Raw genomic sequence first — 14,382 nt, 5'->3', positions numbered from 1 at the left:
CTCCAGGTGAGGAACGCGGGAATTTATCAGCTAGCTGCCGGGGAAGAAGGGCTTGCCGAGCGACGCCGGCATGTTGACGCGGATCCAGCCGGCATTGCGCGAGATCAGCACCAGCACGACGATGGTCGACAGGTAGGGCAGCATCGTCAGCAACTGCGCCGACACCTGCACGCCTTCGCCCTGCAGGTAGAACTGCAGCATCGTGACGCCGCCGAACAGGTAGGCGCCGAGCAAGACGCGTGCCGGTCGCCAGGTCGCGAAGGTGGTCAGCGCCAGCGCGATCCAGCCCTTGCCGGCGATCATCCCTTCGACCCACAGCGGCGTGTAGACCACCGAGATGTACGCGCCCGACAGCCCGCACAGCGCACCGCCGGCCAGCACCGCGGCGAGGCGGATGCGGCGCACCGGGTAGCCGAGCGCATGCGCCGATTCGGGCGATTCGCCGACCGCGCGCAGCACCAGTCCGGCGCGCGAGCGGTACAGGAACCACGCGAGGCCGGCGGTCAGCGCGATGGCCGCATACACCATCGGGTGCTGGCGGAACAGCGCCGGGCCGAGCAGCGGGATGTCGGCCAGCCACGGCAGCTGGAAGTGCGGCCGCTCGCTCAGCTTCGCCTGCACGTAGTTGATGCCGACGAAGGCCGAGAAGCCGCTGCCGAACAGGCTGAGCGCCAGCCCGGTCGCGTACTGGTTGGTGTTGAGCCAGATCACCAGCACGCCGAAGGTCGCGGCCAGCAGCGCGCCGGCGCCGGCGCCGGCGGCGAACGCCAGCCAGTCGCTGCCGGTGTGCACCGCGGTCGCGAAGCCGGCGATCGCGGCGATCAGCATCATCCCTTCGGCACCGAGGTTGACGATGCCGGCGCGTTCGTTGATCAGCAGCCCGAGCGCGGCCAGCGCGAGCACGGTGCCGGAACTCAGCGTCGCGGCGATCAGCAGGGCGATGGCGTCCATCAGGCTTGTCCTTCGGCCGCGGCCGGCTGGTTGGTGCCGGCGGGCGGCGCTTCGGCCGGCACGTGCGCCGGCTTCCAGCGCAGGCGGTAGTGGATCAGCGTGTCGCAGGCGAGCAGCGTGAACAGCAGCAGCCCCTGGAACACGCCGGTCAGCGATTTGGGCAGCCCGAGGCGCGACTGCGCCAGCTCGCCGCCGATGTAGAACATGCTCATCAGGATCGCCGAGAACACGATGCCCACCGGGTGCAGCCGGCCGACGAACGCGACGATGATGGCCGCGAAGCCGTAGCCCGCCGGCACGTGCGGCGTCAGCTGGCCGAGCGGGCCGGCGGCTTCCAGCCCGCCGGCCAGTCCGGCCATGCCGCCCGACAGCAGCAGCGCCGTCCACAGCGCGCGCCGCGACGAGAAGCCGGCATAGCGCGCCGCCGCCGGCGCGAGCCCGCCGACCTGCAGCTGGAAGCCGGCATAGGTGCGGAACAGGAAGGCCCAGAACCCGGCCACCGCCAGCAGCGCGATCGGCAGGCCGATGTTGACGCGCAGGCCGTCGAACAGGCGCGGGATCTTCGTCGACGCGAGGAAGGTGATGGTCTGCGGGAAGTTGTAGCCGTCGGGGTCCTTCCACGGGCCGTAGACCAGGTAGCCGAGCACCTGGTCGGCCACGTAGACGAGCATCAGGCTGACCAGGATCTCGTTGGCGTTGAAGCGGTCGCGCAGCAGCGCGACGATCGCGGCCCAGGCCATGCCGCCGAGCACGCCGGCCAGCAGGATCGGCACGACGATCCAGCGACCGATGCCGGATCCCGCGGGCTCGGCCAGCATCGCGACGCCGCCGGCCGCGATCGCGCCGAGCACGAACTGCCCTTCGGCGCCGATGTTCCAGACGTTGGAGCGGAAGCACACCGCCAGGCCGAGCGCGATCAGCAGCAGCGGCACCGCCTTCACCGCCAGCTCCGACAGCGCCTGCGCGCTCTTCAGCGGCTCGACGAAGAACACCTGCAGCCCGCGCAGCGGGTCCTTGCCGAGCAGCAGGAACAGCACGACGCCGATCAGCACCGTGATCGCCAGCGCCAGCAGCGGCGAGGCGATCGACATGACCCGGCTCGGCGCCGGGCGCGGCTCAAGTTTCAGCATGCGTCGCCTCCGGGTGGAACGCGGCGCCGCGCGGGCTCCACAGCCCGCTCATCCATTCGCCGATCTGCGGGGCGGTGGCCTGCGCGGTCGCGATCGACGGCGACACCCGGCCCTGCGCGATCACGACCAGCCGGTCGCAGATCTCGAACAGCTCGTCGAGCTCTTCGCTGACCACCAGCACCGCGCCGCCGTCGTCGCGCAGCTTCAGCAGCTCGGCGCGGATCTGCGCGGCCGCGCCGACGTCGACGCCCCAGGTCGGCTGCGAGACGATCAGCAGCCGCGGCGCCGCATCGATCTCGCGGCCGACGATGAACTTCTGCAGGTTGCCGCCCGACAGGCTCTTGGCCGGCGCGTCGGGGCCGCCGGCCTTCACGTTGAAGCGCTGGATCAGCCGGTTCGCGAGCGCGGCGACCTCGGTGCTGCGGATCCAGCCCTGCGCGGTGACCGCGGCGGTGCGCGTCAGCAGCGTGTTCTGCGCGAGCGACAGCGACGGCACCGCGCCGCGGCCGAGCCGCTCCTCGGGCACGAAGTTCAGCCCCTGCGCGCGGCGCCGGCGCGGCGACTGGCGGCCCACCGGCCGGTCGAACAGCACGATGCTGTCGGGCGCGGCCCGCGGGTCTTCGCCGGACAGCGCGGCCATCAGCTCCTGCTGGCCGTTGCCGGAGACGCCGGCGATGCCGACGATCTCGCCGCAGCGCACGTCGAAGCTGATGCCCTGCAGGTCGACGCCGAACTGGTCGCGCCGGGGCAGCGCCAGCTCGCGCACCGACAGCGCGACGTCGCCGAGCCGCGCCTGCACGTGCTGCAGCTGCGGCGGCTCGGCACCGATCATCAGGCGCGACAGGCTGGCATTGGTCTGCTGCGTCGGGTCGACCTCGCCGGTGACGCGGCCGCCGCGCAGCACGGTGCAGTGGTGGCACAGCGCGCGGATCTCGTCGAGCTTGTGGCTGATGTAGAGGATGCTGCAGCCCTCGGCGGCGAGCTGGCGCAGCGTGATGAAGAGCGTCTCGACCGCCTGCGGCGTCAGCACCGAGGTCGGCTCGTCGAGGATCAGCAGCCGTGGGTTCGTCATCAGCGCGCGCACGATCTCGACGCGCTGGCGCTCGCCGACCGACAGCGTGTGCACCGGGCGCAGCGGGTCGACGTCGAGGCCGTAGACGCGGGCGACCTCGGCGATGCGCTGCGTCACCGCGGCGAGCGACAGCGACTTGTCGAGGCCGAGCCAGACGTTCTCGGCCGCGGTCAGCGTGTCGAACAGGCTGAAGTGCTGGAACACCATGCTGATGCCCAGCGCCCGCGCCTCCTGCGGGTTGCGGACCTCGACCGGCTGGCCGTTCCAGCGGATCACGCCGGCATCGGGACGGACCGCGCCGTAGATCATCTTCATCATCGTCGACTTGCCGGCGCCGTTCTCGCCGAGCACGGCATGGATCTCGCCGGGCTTGACGCGCAGGTTGACCCGGTCGTTCGCCTTGACGGCGGGGTATTGCTTGCTGATGTCGGTGAGTTCCAGACGGAGCCCCCCAGTCGCTTCGCTCCTGCCCCCGAGGGGCGCCACCCCTGGGCCCAGCAAAGCCGGATCCCGGGGCGTTGCTTGCTGGGCACTGCGCTCTGCTTGTGCTGCTTGGTCAGACTGTTTGCCCATAGCGCTCCACACCGTTGACCCACGTTGCCACCAGATTCCGCTCGTCCGCCAGCGTCATCCACGCAAACACCTTCTCATGCAAGCCTCGCGCCACCTCCATCCGGCGCTCGGCCACCGGCCCGGCGGCCCAGTCCCAGAGGCACAGGTCGGCGACCCGCCCCGCCTCCAGCGAGCCGATCTCGTCGGCCAGCCCGAGCGCGTGGGCCGCGCCCCGCGTCGCCGCATGCAAGGCCTTCCAGGCCGTCAGCCGCTCGCCGGCCATCGCCTGCACCCGGTAGGCGTCGCTCGCGGCGCGCAGCAGGCACAGGCTGGTGCCGCCGCCGACATCGGTCGCCAGGCTCACCGCGCAGCCGGCGGCTTCGGCCGCGCGCCAGCCGAACAGCCCGCTGCCGAGGAACAGGTTCGACGACGGGCTGTGCGCGATCTGCGCCCCGGCCGCGTGGATGGCCGCGCGGTCGGCGTCGTCCAGCCAGATGCCGTGAGCCAGCACGCTGCGTGCGTTCAGCAGCCCGGCGCGGGCGTAGACGTCGAGGTAGCTGCGCGCCTCGGGGAACAGCTCGGCGACCCACAGCACCTCGTCGCGGTTCTCGGCCACGTGCGTCTGCATGTAGACGCCGGGGTACGCGGCGCACAGCCGGCCGGCCATCGCGAGCTGGGCCGGCGTGCTGGTCGGCGCGAAGCGCACCGTCACCGCATAGGCCAGCCGGTCGCGGCCGTGCCAGCGCTCGATCAACTCGACGCAGTCGCGCTCGGCCTGCTCGACGTCGTCGCGCAGCCCGTCCGGCGCATGGCGGTCCATCAGCACCTTGCCGGCGATCAGCCGCATGCCGCGCGCCTGTGCACCGGCCAGCAGCCGGTCGGCGCTGACCCGGTGCACCGTCGGGAACACCACCGCGCTGGTGGTGCCGTGCGCCAGCAGCGCGTCGAGGAAGCGCGCCGCGCCGCGCTCGGCCTCGGACTCGTCGGCATAGCGGCGTTCGGCCGGGAAGGTGTAGGTGTCGAGCCAGTCGAGCAGCGCGGTGCCGTAGCTCGCGATCACGTCGAGCTGCGGGCTGTGCACATGGGTGTCGATGAAGCCCGGCATCAGCAGCCGGCCGCGGTGGTCGTGGCGCTGCCAGCCGGCGTCCGGCGTGTCGGGCTGCGCGCCGGCGATGCGGCCGTCTTCGACCAGCAGCCAGTGGTCCGGGCGGAAGCGCACCGCCGGCGACCCGGTGTCGCCCCAGTCGGGTGCGGCGGTGAAGTCGAGCAGGTCGGCACGCAGCGCGATGCGGCGGGGTGTCATTCGGTGGTCCTCGGGCTGCGGCTGGGCCCACGAATTGCAATGCCACGGGGGTCGGGCGCCATCGTATCCCGACCGCGGGCAAGGTTTACCCTGGCCCGGTCTGTCCTATGCTTGTGCTGCAACTCCCGGTGTGCCATGACCACTCAAGCCATCCGCTTCTTCCACCGCGGCCAGGTCGTCGAGGTCGGCGGCGTCCATCCGACCCGCTCGGTGCTCGACTGGCTGCGCGAGGACGCGCGCTGCACAGGCACCAAGGAGGGCTGCAACGAGGGCGACTGCGGGGCCTGCACGGTGGTGGTGGGCGAACTCGCGAATGAGCAAACCCCGCCGTCGCAGCGCGTCGGCGGCCTCGCGTTGCGCACCGTCAACGCCTGCCTCCAGTTCCTGCCGACGCTGGCCGGCAAGGCGCTGTTCACGGTCGAAGACCTGAAGGACCAGGCCGGCGGCGCGCTGCACCCGGTGCAGCAGGCGATGGTCGAGTGCCACGGCTCGCAATGCGGCTTCTGCACGCCGGGCTTCGTGATGTCGCTGTGGGCGGGCTACGAAGGCCACCGCGCCTGCGGCCAGGTGCCGACGCGCCAGCAGCTGGCCGACGCGTTGTCGGGCAACCTGTGCCGCTGCACCGGCTACCGGCCGATCCTCGACGCCGGCGAGCGCATGTTCCAGCTGCCGCCGGTCGCGCTCGACACCGCGCCGGCGGTCGCCGCGCTGCAGGCGCTGGCCAGCGGCAAGGACGGGCTCAACCACGCCGGCCTGCACTACGCCGGCTTCAACCGGCAGCGCGATGGCGGCCCGCGCGTCGACGACTGGTTCGCGCCGCGCGCGCTGGAGGCGCTGGCGACGCTGCGCGAGCAGCGCCCGAAGGCGACGCTGCTGGCCGGTGCGACCGACGTCGGGCTGTGGGTCAACAAGCAGTTCCGCGACCTCGGCGAGATCATCTACCTGGGCGACGTGGCCGAGCTGAAGCGCATCGACGAACGCGACGGCCACCTGCACATCGGCGCCGGCGCATCGCTCGAAGACGCCTGGTCGGCGCTGGCCCGGCGCATGCCGGCGCTGACCGAGGTGTGGTTGCGCTTCGCGTCGCCGCCGATCCGGCATGCCGGCACGATGGGCGGCAACGTGGCCAACGGCTCGCCGATCGGCGACTCGGCGCCGGTGCTGCTGGCGCTCGACGCCGAGCTGGTGCTGCGCCGCGGCGCGAAGGCGCGGCGCGTGCCGCTCGCCGCGTTCTACGTCGACTACATGAAGAACCAGCTGCAGCCTGGCGAGTTCGTGCAGGAGATCATCGTGCCGCTGGCGGCGGCGCAGCGGCAGATCCGCGCCTACAAGATCAGCAAGCGCTACGACTGCGACATCTCGGCGGTGTGCGCCGGGCTGTCGATCGGACTGGCGGCCGACGGCACGGTCGCGCAGGTGCGGCTGGCGTTCGGCGGCATGGCGGCGATCGTCAAGCGCGCCGTGCAGGCCGAGGCGGCGCTGCAGGGCCGGGCCTGGGACGAGCAGGCGCTGCAGGCCGCGCAGGCGGCGCTGGCGAACGACTTCACGCCGCTGACCGACATGCGCGCGAGCGCGGCGTACCGGCTGCAGGTCGCGCAGAACCTGCTGCGGCGTTTCTGGCTGGAGACGCGCGCGGCCGACCCGCTGCCGGCCGAGGCGACGCGGGCCTGGAGCATCACTGCATGAACAAGCCCCTCGATCCGTTCCTGCAGGCGGCCGGTCCCGAGGCCGAAGCGATCGCGCTGCGCGAGGGCGCGCGCGTCGGCATCAGCCGGCCGCACGAATCGGCGCACCTGCACGTCGCCGGCGAAGCGGCCTACATCGACGACCTGCCGGAGCTCGCCGGCACGCTGCATGCGGCGCTCGGGCTGTCGCCGGTGGCGCATGGGCGCCTGCTGGGCATCGACCTCGCGGCGTTGCGCGCGCAGCCCGGCGTCGTCGCGGTGCTGACCGCGGCCGACATCCCCGGCGCGAACGACTGCGGGCCGATCCTGCACGACGACCCGATCCTGGCCGACGGCGAACTGCGCTACGTCGGCCAGCCGGTGTTCGCGGTGATCGCGCTGACGCGCGACGCGGCGCGCCGCGCCGCGGCCCGCGCGAAGGCGGTGCTGCAGGTCGAGCCGCTGCCGCCGATCCTGACGCCGCAGGCGGCGCACGCGGCCGGCGCCTACGTGCTGCCGCCGATGCACCTGGTGCGCAGCACCCGCGACGGCGGCGCGCGGGCTGCGATCGATGCGGCGCCGCACCGCCTGCGCGGCACGCTGGAGGTCGGCGGCCAGGAGCAGTTCTACCTCGAAGGCCAGATCAGCTACGCGATCCCGAAGGAGGACCGCGGGCTGCTGCTGCACTGCTCGACGCAGCACCCGAGCGAGATGCAGCACCTGGTGGCGCAGGCGCTGCGGCTGAGCGCGCACCATGTGCAGGTCGAATGCCGGCGCATGGGCGGCGGCTTCGGCGGCAAGGAATCGCAGTCGGCGCTGTTCGCCTGCGTGGCCGCGGTGGCGGCGCAGAAGCTGCGCCGGCCGGTGAAGCTGCGCGTCGACCGCGACGACGATTTCCTGATCACCGGCCGGCGCCACTGCTTCTGGATCGAGTACGAGGCCGGCTACGACGACGACGGCCGCCTCCTCGGCAGCGAGGTCACGATGGTGTCGCGCGCCGGCCATTCGGCCGACCTGTCGGGCCCGGTGATGACGCGCGCGCTGTGCCACTTCGACAACGCCTACTGGCTGCCCGATGTCGCGGTGCACGGCTATTGCGGCAAGACCAACACGCAGAGCAACACCGCATTCCGCGGCTTCGGCGGGCCGCAGGGCGCGATCGCGATCGAGAACATCCTCGACAGCGTCGCGCGCGCGCTCGGCAAGGACGCGCTGGACGTGCGGCGCGCCAACTTCTACGGCACCGACACCCAGCGGACCACGCCCTACGGCCAGTCGGTCGACGACAACATCCTGCACGAGCTGTGCGCGCAGCTGGAAGCCGACAGCGACTACCGTGCGCGCCGCGATGCGGTGGCCGCCTTCAACCGCGTGAACCCGGTGCTGCAGCGCGGCATCGCGTTCACGCCGGTCAAGTTCGGCATCTCGTTCAACGTGAAGCACCTGAACCAGGCCGGCGCGCTGGTGCACGTGTACGCCGACGGCTCGATCCTGGTGAACCACGGCGGCACCGAGATGGGCCAGGGGCTGAACACCAAGGTGGCCCAGGTGGTGGCGCACGAGCTGGGTGTCGGCTTCGAGCGGGTGCGCGTCAGCGCGACCGACACGCACAAGGTCGTCAACACCTCGGCCACCGCCGCGTCGACCGGCAGCGACCTGAACGGCAAGGCGGCGCAGGACGCCGCGCGGCAGATCCGCGAGCGGCTGGCCGACGTGGCGGCGCAGCGGCTGGCCTGCCGCGCCGGCGAGCTGCGCTTCGCGAACGACGAGGTGACCGGCCCGGCCGGGCGCATCGGCTTCGCCGAACTGGTGATGCAGGCCTACCTGGCGCGCGTGCAGCTGTGGTCCGACGGCTTCTACGCGACGCCCGGCCTGCACTGGGATGCCGCGACGCTGACCGGCCGGCCGTTCTTCTACTTCGCGTACGGCGCCGCGGTCAGCGAGGTGGTGGTGGACACGCTGACCGGCGAATGGAAGCTGCTGCGCGCCGACCTGCTGCACGACGCCGGCCGCTCGCTGAACCCGGCGGTCGACATCGGCCAGGTCGAGGGCGCGTTCATCCAGGGCATGGGCTGGCTGACCAGCGAAGAGCTGGTGTGGCACCCGCAGACCGGCGCACTCGCGACGCATGCGCCGAGCACCTACAAGATCCCGACCGCGAACGACTGCCCGGCGGTCTTCAACGTGCGGCTCTTCGACGCGGAGAACGTCGAGGACAGCATCCACCGCAGCAAGGCGGTCGGCGAGCCGCCGCTGCTGCTGCCGTTCTCGGTGTTCTTCGCGATCCGCGATGCGGTGTCGGCGGTCGGCGGGCACCGGGTCGACCCGCCGCTGCGCGCGCCGGCGACGCCGGAAGCGATCCTCGACGCGATCGGTGCGGTGCGCGCAGCCGTCTGACAGCGACCGAATGCAAGCGGACGCAAGCGAACGCAACGTGGCCGGTGAAACAGCGCAAGAGGGCCCCGGTTCGTGCGGTATTCACGCACGAACCCCCGGGGCGAGGGAGACGGCTGCGGCGCTGCCGTCGATATCCTTCAGGTCGATTCGCAGGCGCCCGCACCGGGCGCCGTTGTCCGGTCGATCCTCCGCGAGCTCCAGCCGTCTTCATGAGCGCCCCTTCGTCAGCTTCCGCTTCAGCCTTCGCCCCCGTTGCCACGCTGCCCGCTTCGCCGGTGGTGTTCTCGCGGGCCGCCGCCACCGACCGCCAGCTGATGCAGGGCTGGGACGGCCTGCTCAGCGACAGCGGGCATGTCTACCGCATCTACCAGTCGCCGGAGTGGTGGAACCACCTGGTCGCGACGCGCCCGGCCGACGACCTGCTGCTGGGCGTGCTGCCGGCGGCCGATGGCGCCGAGGTCGGCGTGGTGCCGATGGACGTGCAGCGCTACCCGCTCGCGTTCTCGCTCGGCCGCTGGACCTTCGCGTCGCTGAAGCTGCGCGCCGCGCACCTGCTGGGCGGGGCGCCGCTGGTGGCCGGCCGGCCGCAGGCGCTGGCCGACGTGGTCGAACGGCTGTGGCGCGAGCGCCCCGACCTGGACGCGCTGTTCCTGAAGGGCATCCCCGCCGGCTGCAGCGCCTGGGCCGGCTGGGAGGCGCAACTGCGCCAGCGCGGCGGCTCGCTGCTGTACAGCGAGCATGGCAGGCGCCCGCTGTACACGATCGCGCTGCCCGACAGCTTCGACGCCTACCTGGCGCGCTTCGGCAGCAAGAAACGCTACAACCTGCGCCGCCAGGTGCGGGTGCTCGAAGAGCAGATGCCGGGGTTGGAGCTGGTGCGGGTCGATGCCGAGGAGCAGGTCGCCGAGTTCGTGCGGCAGGCGCAGCACATCGCGAAGCGCACCTGGCAGCACCAGGCGATCGGCCCGCTGGGCATCGAGCGCGACGACATCGCCGTGCGGCTGGCCGACCTGGCGCGCCGCGGGCTGCTGCGCAGCTACGTGCTGCGCAGCGGCGGCCGGGCGCTCGCCTTCGTGCTGGGCTACCAGGGCCGCGGGGTGTTCCATTACGCCGACATCGGCCACGACGCCGAGCTGTCGAAGTTCAGTCCCGGCACCGTGCTGCTGTACCGGCTGATCGAGGACCTGATCGCGCACCGGCGGCCGCAGACGCTGAACTTCGGCATCGGCGTGTCGGAGTACAAGCGCCAGTTCGCGACCGAGGTGCGCGAGGAGACCTCGCTGCTGATCCTGCGCGACACGTTGCGCAACCGGCTGCGCGTCGGGCTGCACCGCGGCTGGCGCGGGCTGCTCGCGCGGGTCAAGCCGCTGCTGCGCCGGCCCAAGCTGGTGCTGGCCGGCGTGCTGACGCACGAGGCGGTTTACGAGCTGGTGGGCACGGTGGTCAACACCTCGCTGCCGGTGCTGGCGGGCTGAAGTCGCAGCCCGTTCGCGCTGAGCAAACGCCCGTTCGCGCTGAGCCAGTCGAAGCCTTGCTCGCACAGGGCCGTTGCCGATGACCGCGCTGCGCGACACCGCGCGTGCTCTGCTCGACGCCGGCGTGCCGGCGATGGACGTGCAGGTGCTGGCGCACCGCGGCTCGGTGCCGCGCGAGTCCGGCACCCACATGCTGGTGACGCGCGACGCGGTGCTCGGCACCATCGGCGGCGGCCACCTGGAGTTGACGGCGATCGCGCAGGCGCGGCAGTGGCTGGATGCCGGCGACACGGCTTCGCATGACATCCCCTACGCGCTCGGCCCGTCGCTCGGGCAATGCTGCGGCGGGAGCCTGACGCTGCGCACGCAGCGCCTCGGCGACGCGGTCCTCGCGGCCTGGCCCGCGCGCGAGCCGCGCTTCTTCCTGCAGCTGTACGGCGCCGGTCACGTCGGCCGGGCGATCGTCGCGCTGCTGTCCGGCATCGACTGCCGCGTGCAATGGGTCGACGAACGCGAAAGCGAATTCCCGGCGCAGGCGCTGCCGGCGCACATCGAGCGGGTGTGCGTCGAGCCGGTGGAGGCCGAGGTCGCGCAGGCGCCGGCCGGCGCGCACTACCTGGTGCTGACCCACAGCCACGACCTCGACCTGCGCATCACCGAGGCCATCCTGCGCCGCGGCGATTTCGCGTTCCTCGGCCTGATCGGCAGCCGTACCAAGCGCGCGCGCTTCGTGCATCGCCTCGAGGAACGCGGCGTGCCGCCCGAGGCGCTGGCGCGGCTGACCTGCCCGATCGGCGTGCCCGGCATCGCCGGCAAGGAGCCGCAGGTGATCGCGGTGGCGGTGGTGGCGCAGCTGCTGCAGCGCTGACGCCGGCACGACCCCCACGCGGGCACGCGGCGCAGAGTCCTACAGCCGGGGCCGCTGCCTTCCGATGTCGGCCGGGGTCGATGCTTCCTACAGTGAAGGCATCCCCACCTGACCCCGAACGGAGATGGCCATGCTTCAGAAAGTCGACAACGACAAGAACGCGCGCGACGGCAAGTCGCTGCGCCTGGACGAAACGGCGCTGGAAGCCGCCCGCACGCGCGCCGAGGACGGCGCCGTGACGCCGAGCTACGGGCCGTGGCGCGACGACATCGTGAAGCTGCTGAACGACGCGTTGGCCACCGAGCTGGTCTGCGTGCTGCGCTACAAGCGCCACCACTTCACCGCGCACGGCCTGTCGTCGCCGGCGATCGCGGCCGAGTTCATGGTGCATGCGAACGAAGAGGCGGCGCATGGCGACCTGATCGCCGAGCGCATCGTGCAGCTCGGCGGCGAACCGGACTTCGCGCCGAACACGCTGCTCGACCGCAGCCATGCGCAGTACGACGATTCGTCGGACCTGAAGGCGATGATCCGCGCCAACCTGGTGGCCGAACGCGTCGCGGTCGAGGCCTACCGCCAGATGATCGCGCTGATCGGCGACAAGGACCCGACGACGCGCCGCATGCTGGAGGGCATCCTCAGCGACGAAGAGGAACACGCCGACGAGATGAAGGACCTGCTCGAGCAGTGAGGCGGGCCGAGCGCTGGGCCGCCCAAGCCGGCCCGCATCCTGTCATGTCACCAGCATCGCCCGGAAGTCGTTGACGTTGGTGAACGTCGGCCCCGGCACCACCAGGTCGCCGAGCGGCGCGAAGAAGTTGTAGGCGTCGTTGCGGTCCAGGCAATCCCGGGCGCTCAGGCCCTGCGCGATCGCGCGCGCCAGCGTGTCGGGCGTGACGATCGCGCCGGCGTTGTCCTCGACGCCGTCGATGCCATCGGTGTCGGCCGCCAGCACGAACACGCCCGGTTCTCGCTGCAACGCGATCGCGCAACCCAGCAGGAATTCGGTGGCCCGTCCGCCGCGGCCGCCCTTGGCCGCGACCGTCACGGTCGTCTCGCCGCCCGACAGGATCACGCACGGCGTCGCGAACGGCTGCCCGCGCCGCGCGACCTGCCGCGCGAGCGCCGCATGCACCTTGCCGACCTCGCGCGATTCGCCTTCGATCTCGTCGCCGAGGATGTGCGCCTCGAGGCCCGCGGACCGGGCGAGCGCGGCGGCGGCCTCCAGCGACTGCTGTGGCGTCGCGATCATCCGGACCTCGTGCCCGGCGAAGCGCGCATCGCCCGGCTTCGGCGTCTCGAACGCACCGCTTTCCAGCCCGGCGCGCACCGCCGCCGACACCTCGATGCGGTAGCGCGCGAGGACGGCCAGCGCATCGGCGCAGGTGGTTGCGTCGGGCACGGTCGGGCCGCTCGCGATCACCTCGGGCGAATCGCCCGGCACGTCGGAGATCAGCAGCGACAGCACCCGGGCCGGCGCGCACATCGCCGCGAGCCGGCCGCCCTTGATCGCCGACAGGTGCTTGCGCACGCAGTTCATCTCGTCGATCGCCGCGCCGCTCTTCAGCAGCGCCTTGTTGATCGCCTGCTTCTCGTCCAGCGTGACGCCGTCGGCCGGCAGCGCCAGCAGCGCCGAGCCGCCGCCGGACACCACGCACAGCACCAGGTCGTCGGCCGTCAGACCCTGGGTCAGCGCGGCGATGCGCCGTGCGGCCTGCTGGCCGGCCGCATCGGGCACCGGATGCGCCGCCTCGACGACCTCGATGCGGCCCGGTTTCGCGCGGTAGCCGGGCGGCACGTGGTCGTAGCGGGTGACCACCAGCCCCGACAGCGGCGCACCGGCCGGCCACAGCGCGTCGAGCGCGGCCGCCATCGCGCCGCCTGCCTTGCCGGCGCCGAGCACCAGCGTGCGCCCACGCGGCGGCGGCGGCAGGAAGGCCGCCATCGTCCGCGCCGGCAAGGCCCGCGCGACCGCGGCGTCGTACAGCGCGCGAAGAAATCCGCGGGGATCGGTGTGCGGCGAGGGTGCAGTCATGGCCCAATTATCGGATGGCCATCGACATGCAGGCGGTGCTCGACCGCATCCACGACGAAGCGCAGCCGCTGCTCGGGCAGGGCCGCGTCGCGAGTTACATCCCCGAACTGGCCAAGGTGCCGCTGCAGCGCTTCGGCATGGCGGTCAGCATGCTCGACGGCCGGCTCTACACCGTCGGCGATGCGCGCGAGGATTTCTCCATCCAGTCGGTCTCGAAACTGTTCTCGCTGACGCTCGCGTTCCAGCTGGTCGGCGACGCGCTGTGGGAGCGGGTGGGCCGCGAGCCGTCGGGCACCGCGTTCAACTCGCTGGTGCAGCTCGAGACCGAGCAGGGCAAGCCGCGCAACCCGTTCCTGAACGCCGGCGCGCTGGTCGTGACCGACGTGCTCAGCACGCGCTTCGTGCAGCCCGAAATGGCGCTGGTGGAGTTCTTGCGGCGGCTGTCGGGCAATGCCGGCCTGCAGTACGACGACGCGGTCGCGAGGTCGGAGCTGGCCACCGGGTCGCGCAACCGCGCGATGGGGCACTTCATGCACAGCTTCGGCAACCTGAAGAACCCGGTCGACGCGGTCATCGAGGCCTACTGCCGGCACTGCGCGATCCGCATGAACTGCGTCGACCTGGCGCGGGCGGTGGGCTTTCTCGCGAACGGCGGCGTGAGCCCGGTCGGTGGCGAGCAGGTACTGGACGCGAGCTCGGCGAAGCGGCTGTCGGCGCTGATGCTGACCTGCGGCACCTACGACGCGGCCGGCGATTTCGCCTACCGCGTCGGCATCCCGGCGAAGAGCGGCGTCGGCGGCGGCATCGTCGCGCACATCCCGCGCACGCTCGGCGTGTGCGTCTGGTCGCCGAGGCTGGAACACACCGGCAATTCGCTCGCCGGCAGCTTCGCGCTGGAGCGCTTCACGTCGCTGATCGGGCAGTCGCTGTTCTGA

11 protein-coding genes are annotated in these 14,382 nt (G+C 72.0%); 6 read left to right on the top strand and 5 right to left on the bottom strand.

Features of this window, described 5'->3' with window-relative positions; all coding sequences use genetic code 11:
* Positions 1-30: 30 nt before the first annotated feature.
* The 4 genes from FHT26_RS14215 to guaD are packed head-to-tail and all read right to left on the bottom strand — an operon-like array spanning position 31 to position 5,008.
* Entirely contained in the window at positions 31-951 is a 921-nt protein-coding gene (locus tag FHT26_RS14215) for an ABC transporter permease (RefSeq protein WP_168560772.1), read from the bottom strand.
* Positions 951-2,081, bottom strand: coding sequence for an ABC transporter permease (locus tag FHT26_RS14210; RefSeq protein ID WP_168560771.1), 1,131 nt, complete (start codon positions 2,079-2,081; stop codon positions 951-953). The genes FHT26_RS14215 and FHT26_RS14210 overlap by 1 nt, the downstream gene beginning before the upstream one ends.
* Positions 2,068-3,726: an ABC transporter ATP-binding protein gene (locus tag FHT26_RS14205; protein ID WP_168560770.1), complete on the bottom strand. Its 1,659-nt coding sequence runs from the start codon at positions 3,724-3,726 to the stop codon at positions 2,068-2,070. The genes FHT26_RS14210 and FHT26_RS14205 overlap by 14 nt, the downstream gene beginning before the upstream one ends.
* On the bottom strand, positions 3,710-5,008 hold the full coding sequence (guaD, locus tag FHT26_RS14200; protein WP_168560769.1) for a guanine deaminase: 1,299 nt from the start codon (positions 5,006-5,008) through the stop codon (positions 3,710-3,712). The genes FHT26_RS14205 and guaD overlap by 17 nt, the downstream gene beginning before the upstream one ends.
* Positions 5,009-5,143: 135 nt before the next feature.
* On the opposite strand from guaD, the gene xdhA reads away from it, so the two are divergent.
* The 5 genes from xdhA to FHT26_RS14175 all read left to right on the top strand — a co-directional run bounded on the left by xdhA (position 5,144) and on the right by FHT26_RS14175 (position 12,103).
* Entirely contained in the window at positions 5,144-6,694 is a 1,551-nt protein-coding gene (gene xdhA / locus FHT26_RS14195) for a xanthine dehydrogenase small subunit (protein ID WP_168560768.1), read from the top strand.
* The gene (xdhB, locus tag FHT26_RS14190; protein WP_168560767.1) at positions 6,691-9,069 is read left to right on the top strand and encodes a xanthine dehydrogenase molybdopterin binding subunit; all 2,379 of its coding nucleotides are present in this window, start codon (positions 6,691-6,693) and stop codon (positions 9,067-9,069) included. The genes xdhA and xdhB overlap by 4 nt, the downstream gene beginning before the upstream one ends.
* 209 nt (positions 9,070-9,278) lie before the next feature.
* On the top strand, positions 9,279-10,544 hold the full coding sequence (locus tag FHT26_RS14185; protein WP_168560766.1) for a GNAT family N-acetyltransferase: 1,266 nt from the start codon (positions 9,279-9,281) through the stop codon (positions 10,542-10,544).
* Between the two features lie 79 nt (positions 10,545-10,623).
* On the top strand, positions 10,624-11,412 hold the full coding sequence (gene xdhC / locus FHT26_RS14180) for a xanthine dehydrogenase accessory protein XdhC (protein WP_168560765.1): 789 nt from the start codon (positions 10,624-10,626) through the stop codon (positions 11,410-11,412).
* Positions 11,413-11,542: 130 nt separating this feature from the next.
* Positions 11,543-12,103 carry a ferritin-like domain-containing protein gene (locus tag FHT26_RS14175; protein ID WP_168560764.1) on the top strand — a complete coding sequence of 187 codons (561 nt, stop codon included), beginning with the start codon at positions 11,543-11,545 and terminating at the stop codon, positions 12,101-12,103.
* 42 nt (positions 12,104-12,145) lie between these two features.
* Here the strand turns inward: FHT26_RS14175 and FHT26_RS14170 are convergent, their stop codons facing one another.
* Positions 12,146-13,447 carry a glycerate kinase type-2 family protein gene (locus FHT26_RS14170; RefSeq protein ID WP_168560763.1) on the bottom strand — a complete coding sequence of 434 codons (1,302 nt, stop codon included), beginning with the start codon at positions 13,445-13,447 and terminating at the stop codon, positions 12,146-12,148.
* Between the two features lie 20 nt (positions 13,448-13,467).
* Between FHT26_RS14170 and FHT26_RS14165 the strand changes: the two genes are divergently transcribed.
* Complete coding sequence (locus tag FHT26_RS14165) at positions 13,468-14,382, top strand: glutaminase (protein WP_168561025.1); 915 nt, start codon at positions 13,468-13,470, stop codon at positions 14,380-14,382.

Origin of the sequence: Rhizobacter sp. SG703 (assembly GCF_012275445.1) — a bacterium.
Taxonomy (GTDB): domain Bacteria; phylum Pseudomonadota; class Gammaproteobacteria; order Burkholderiales; family Burkholderiaceae_C; genus Rhizobacter.
This window is presented reverse-complemented; position numbering and strand designations above follow the sequence as displayed.

Excerpts from the sequence above, each read along its gene's own strand:
- FHT26_RS14215 (WP_168560772.1), bottom strand. The coding sequence starts at position 951 with ATGGACGCCATCGCCCTGCTGATCGCCGCGACGCTGAGTTCCGGCACC.
- FHT26_RS14210 (WP_168560771.1), bottom strand. The coding sequence starts at position 2,081 with ATGCTGAAACTTGAGCCGCGCCCGGCGCCGAGCCGGGTCATGTCGATC.
- FHT26_RS14205 (WP_168560770.1), bottom strand. The coding sequence starts at position 3,726 with ATGGGCAAACAGTCTGACCAAGCAGCACAAGCAGAGCGCAGTGCCCAG.
- guaD (WP_168560769.1), bottom strand. The coding sequence starts at position 5,008 with ATGACACCCCGCCGCATCGCGCTGCGTGCCGACCTGCTCGACTTCACC.
- xdhA (WP_168560768.1), top strand. The coding sequence starts at position 5,144 with ATGACCACTCAAGCCATCCGCTTCTTCCACCGCGGCCAGGTCGTCGAG.
- xdhB (WP_168560767.1), top strand. The coding sequence starts at position 6,691 with ATGAACAAGCCCCTCGATCCGTTCCTGCAGGCGGCCGGTCCCGAGGCC.
- FHT26_RS14185 (WP_168560766.1), top strand. The coding sequence starts at position 9,279 with ATGAGCGCCCCTTCGTCAGCTTCCGCTTCAGCCTTCGCCCCCGTTGCC.
- xdhC (WP_168560765.1), top strand. The coding sequence starts at position 10,624 with ATGACCGCGCTGCGCGACACCGCGCGTGCTCTGCTCGACGCCGGCGTG.
- FHT26_RS14175 (WP_168560764.1), top strand. The coding sequence starts at position 11,543 with ATGCTTCAGAAAGTCGACAACGACAAGAACGCGCGCGACGGCAAGTCG.
- FHT26_RS14170 (WP_168560763.1), bottom strand. The coding sequence starts at position 13,447 with ATGACTGCACCCTCGCCGCACACCGATCCCCGCGGATTTCTTCGCGCG.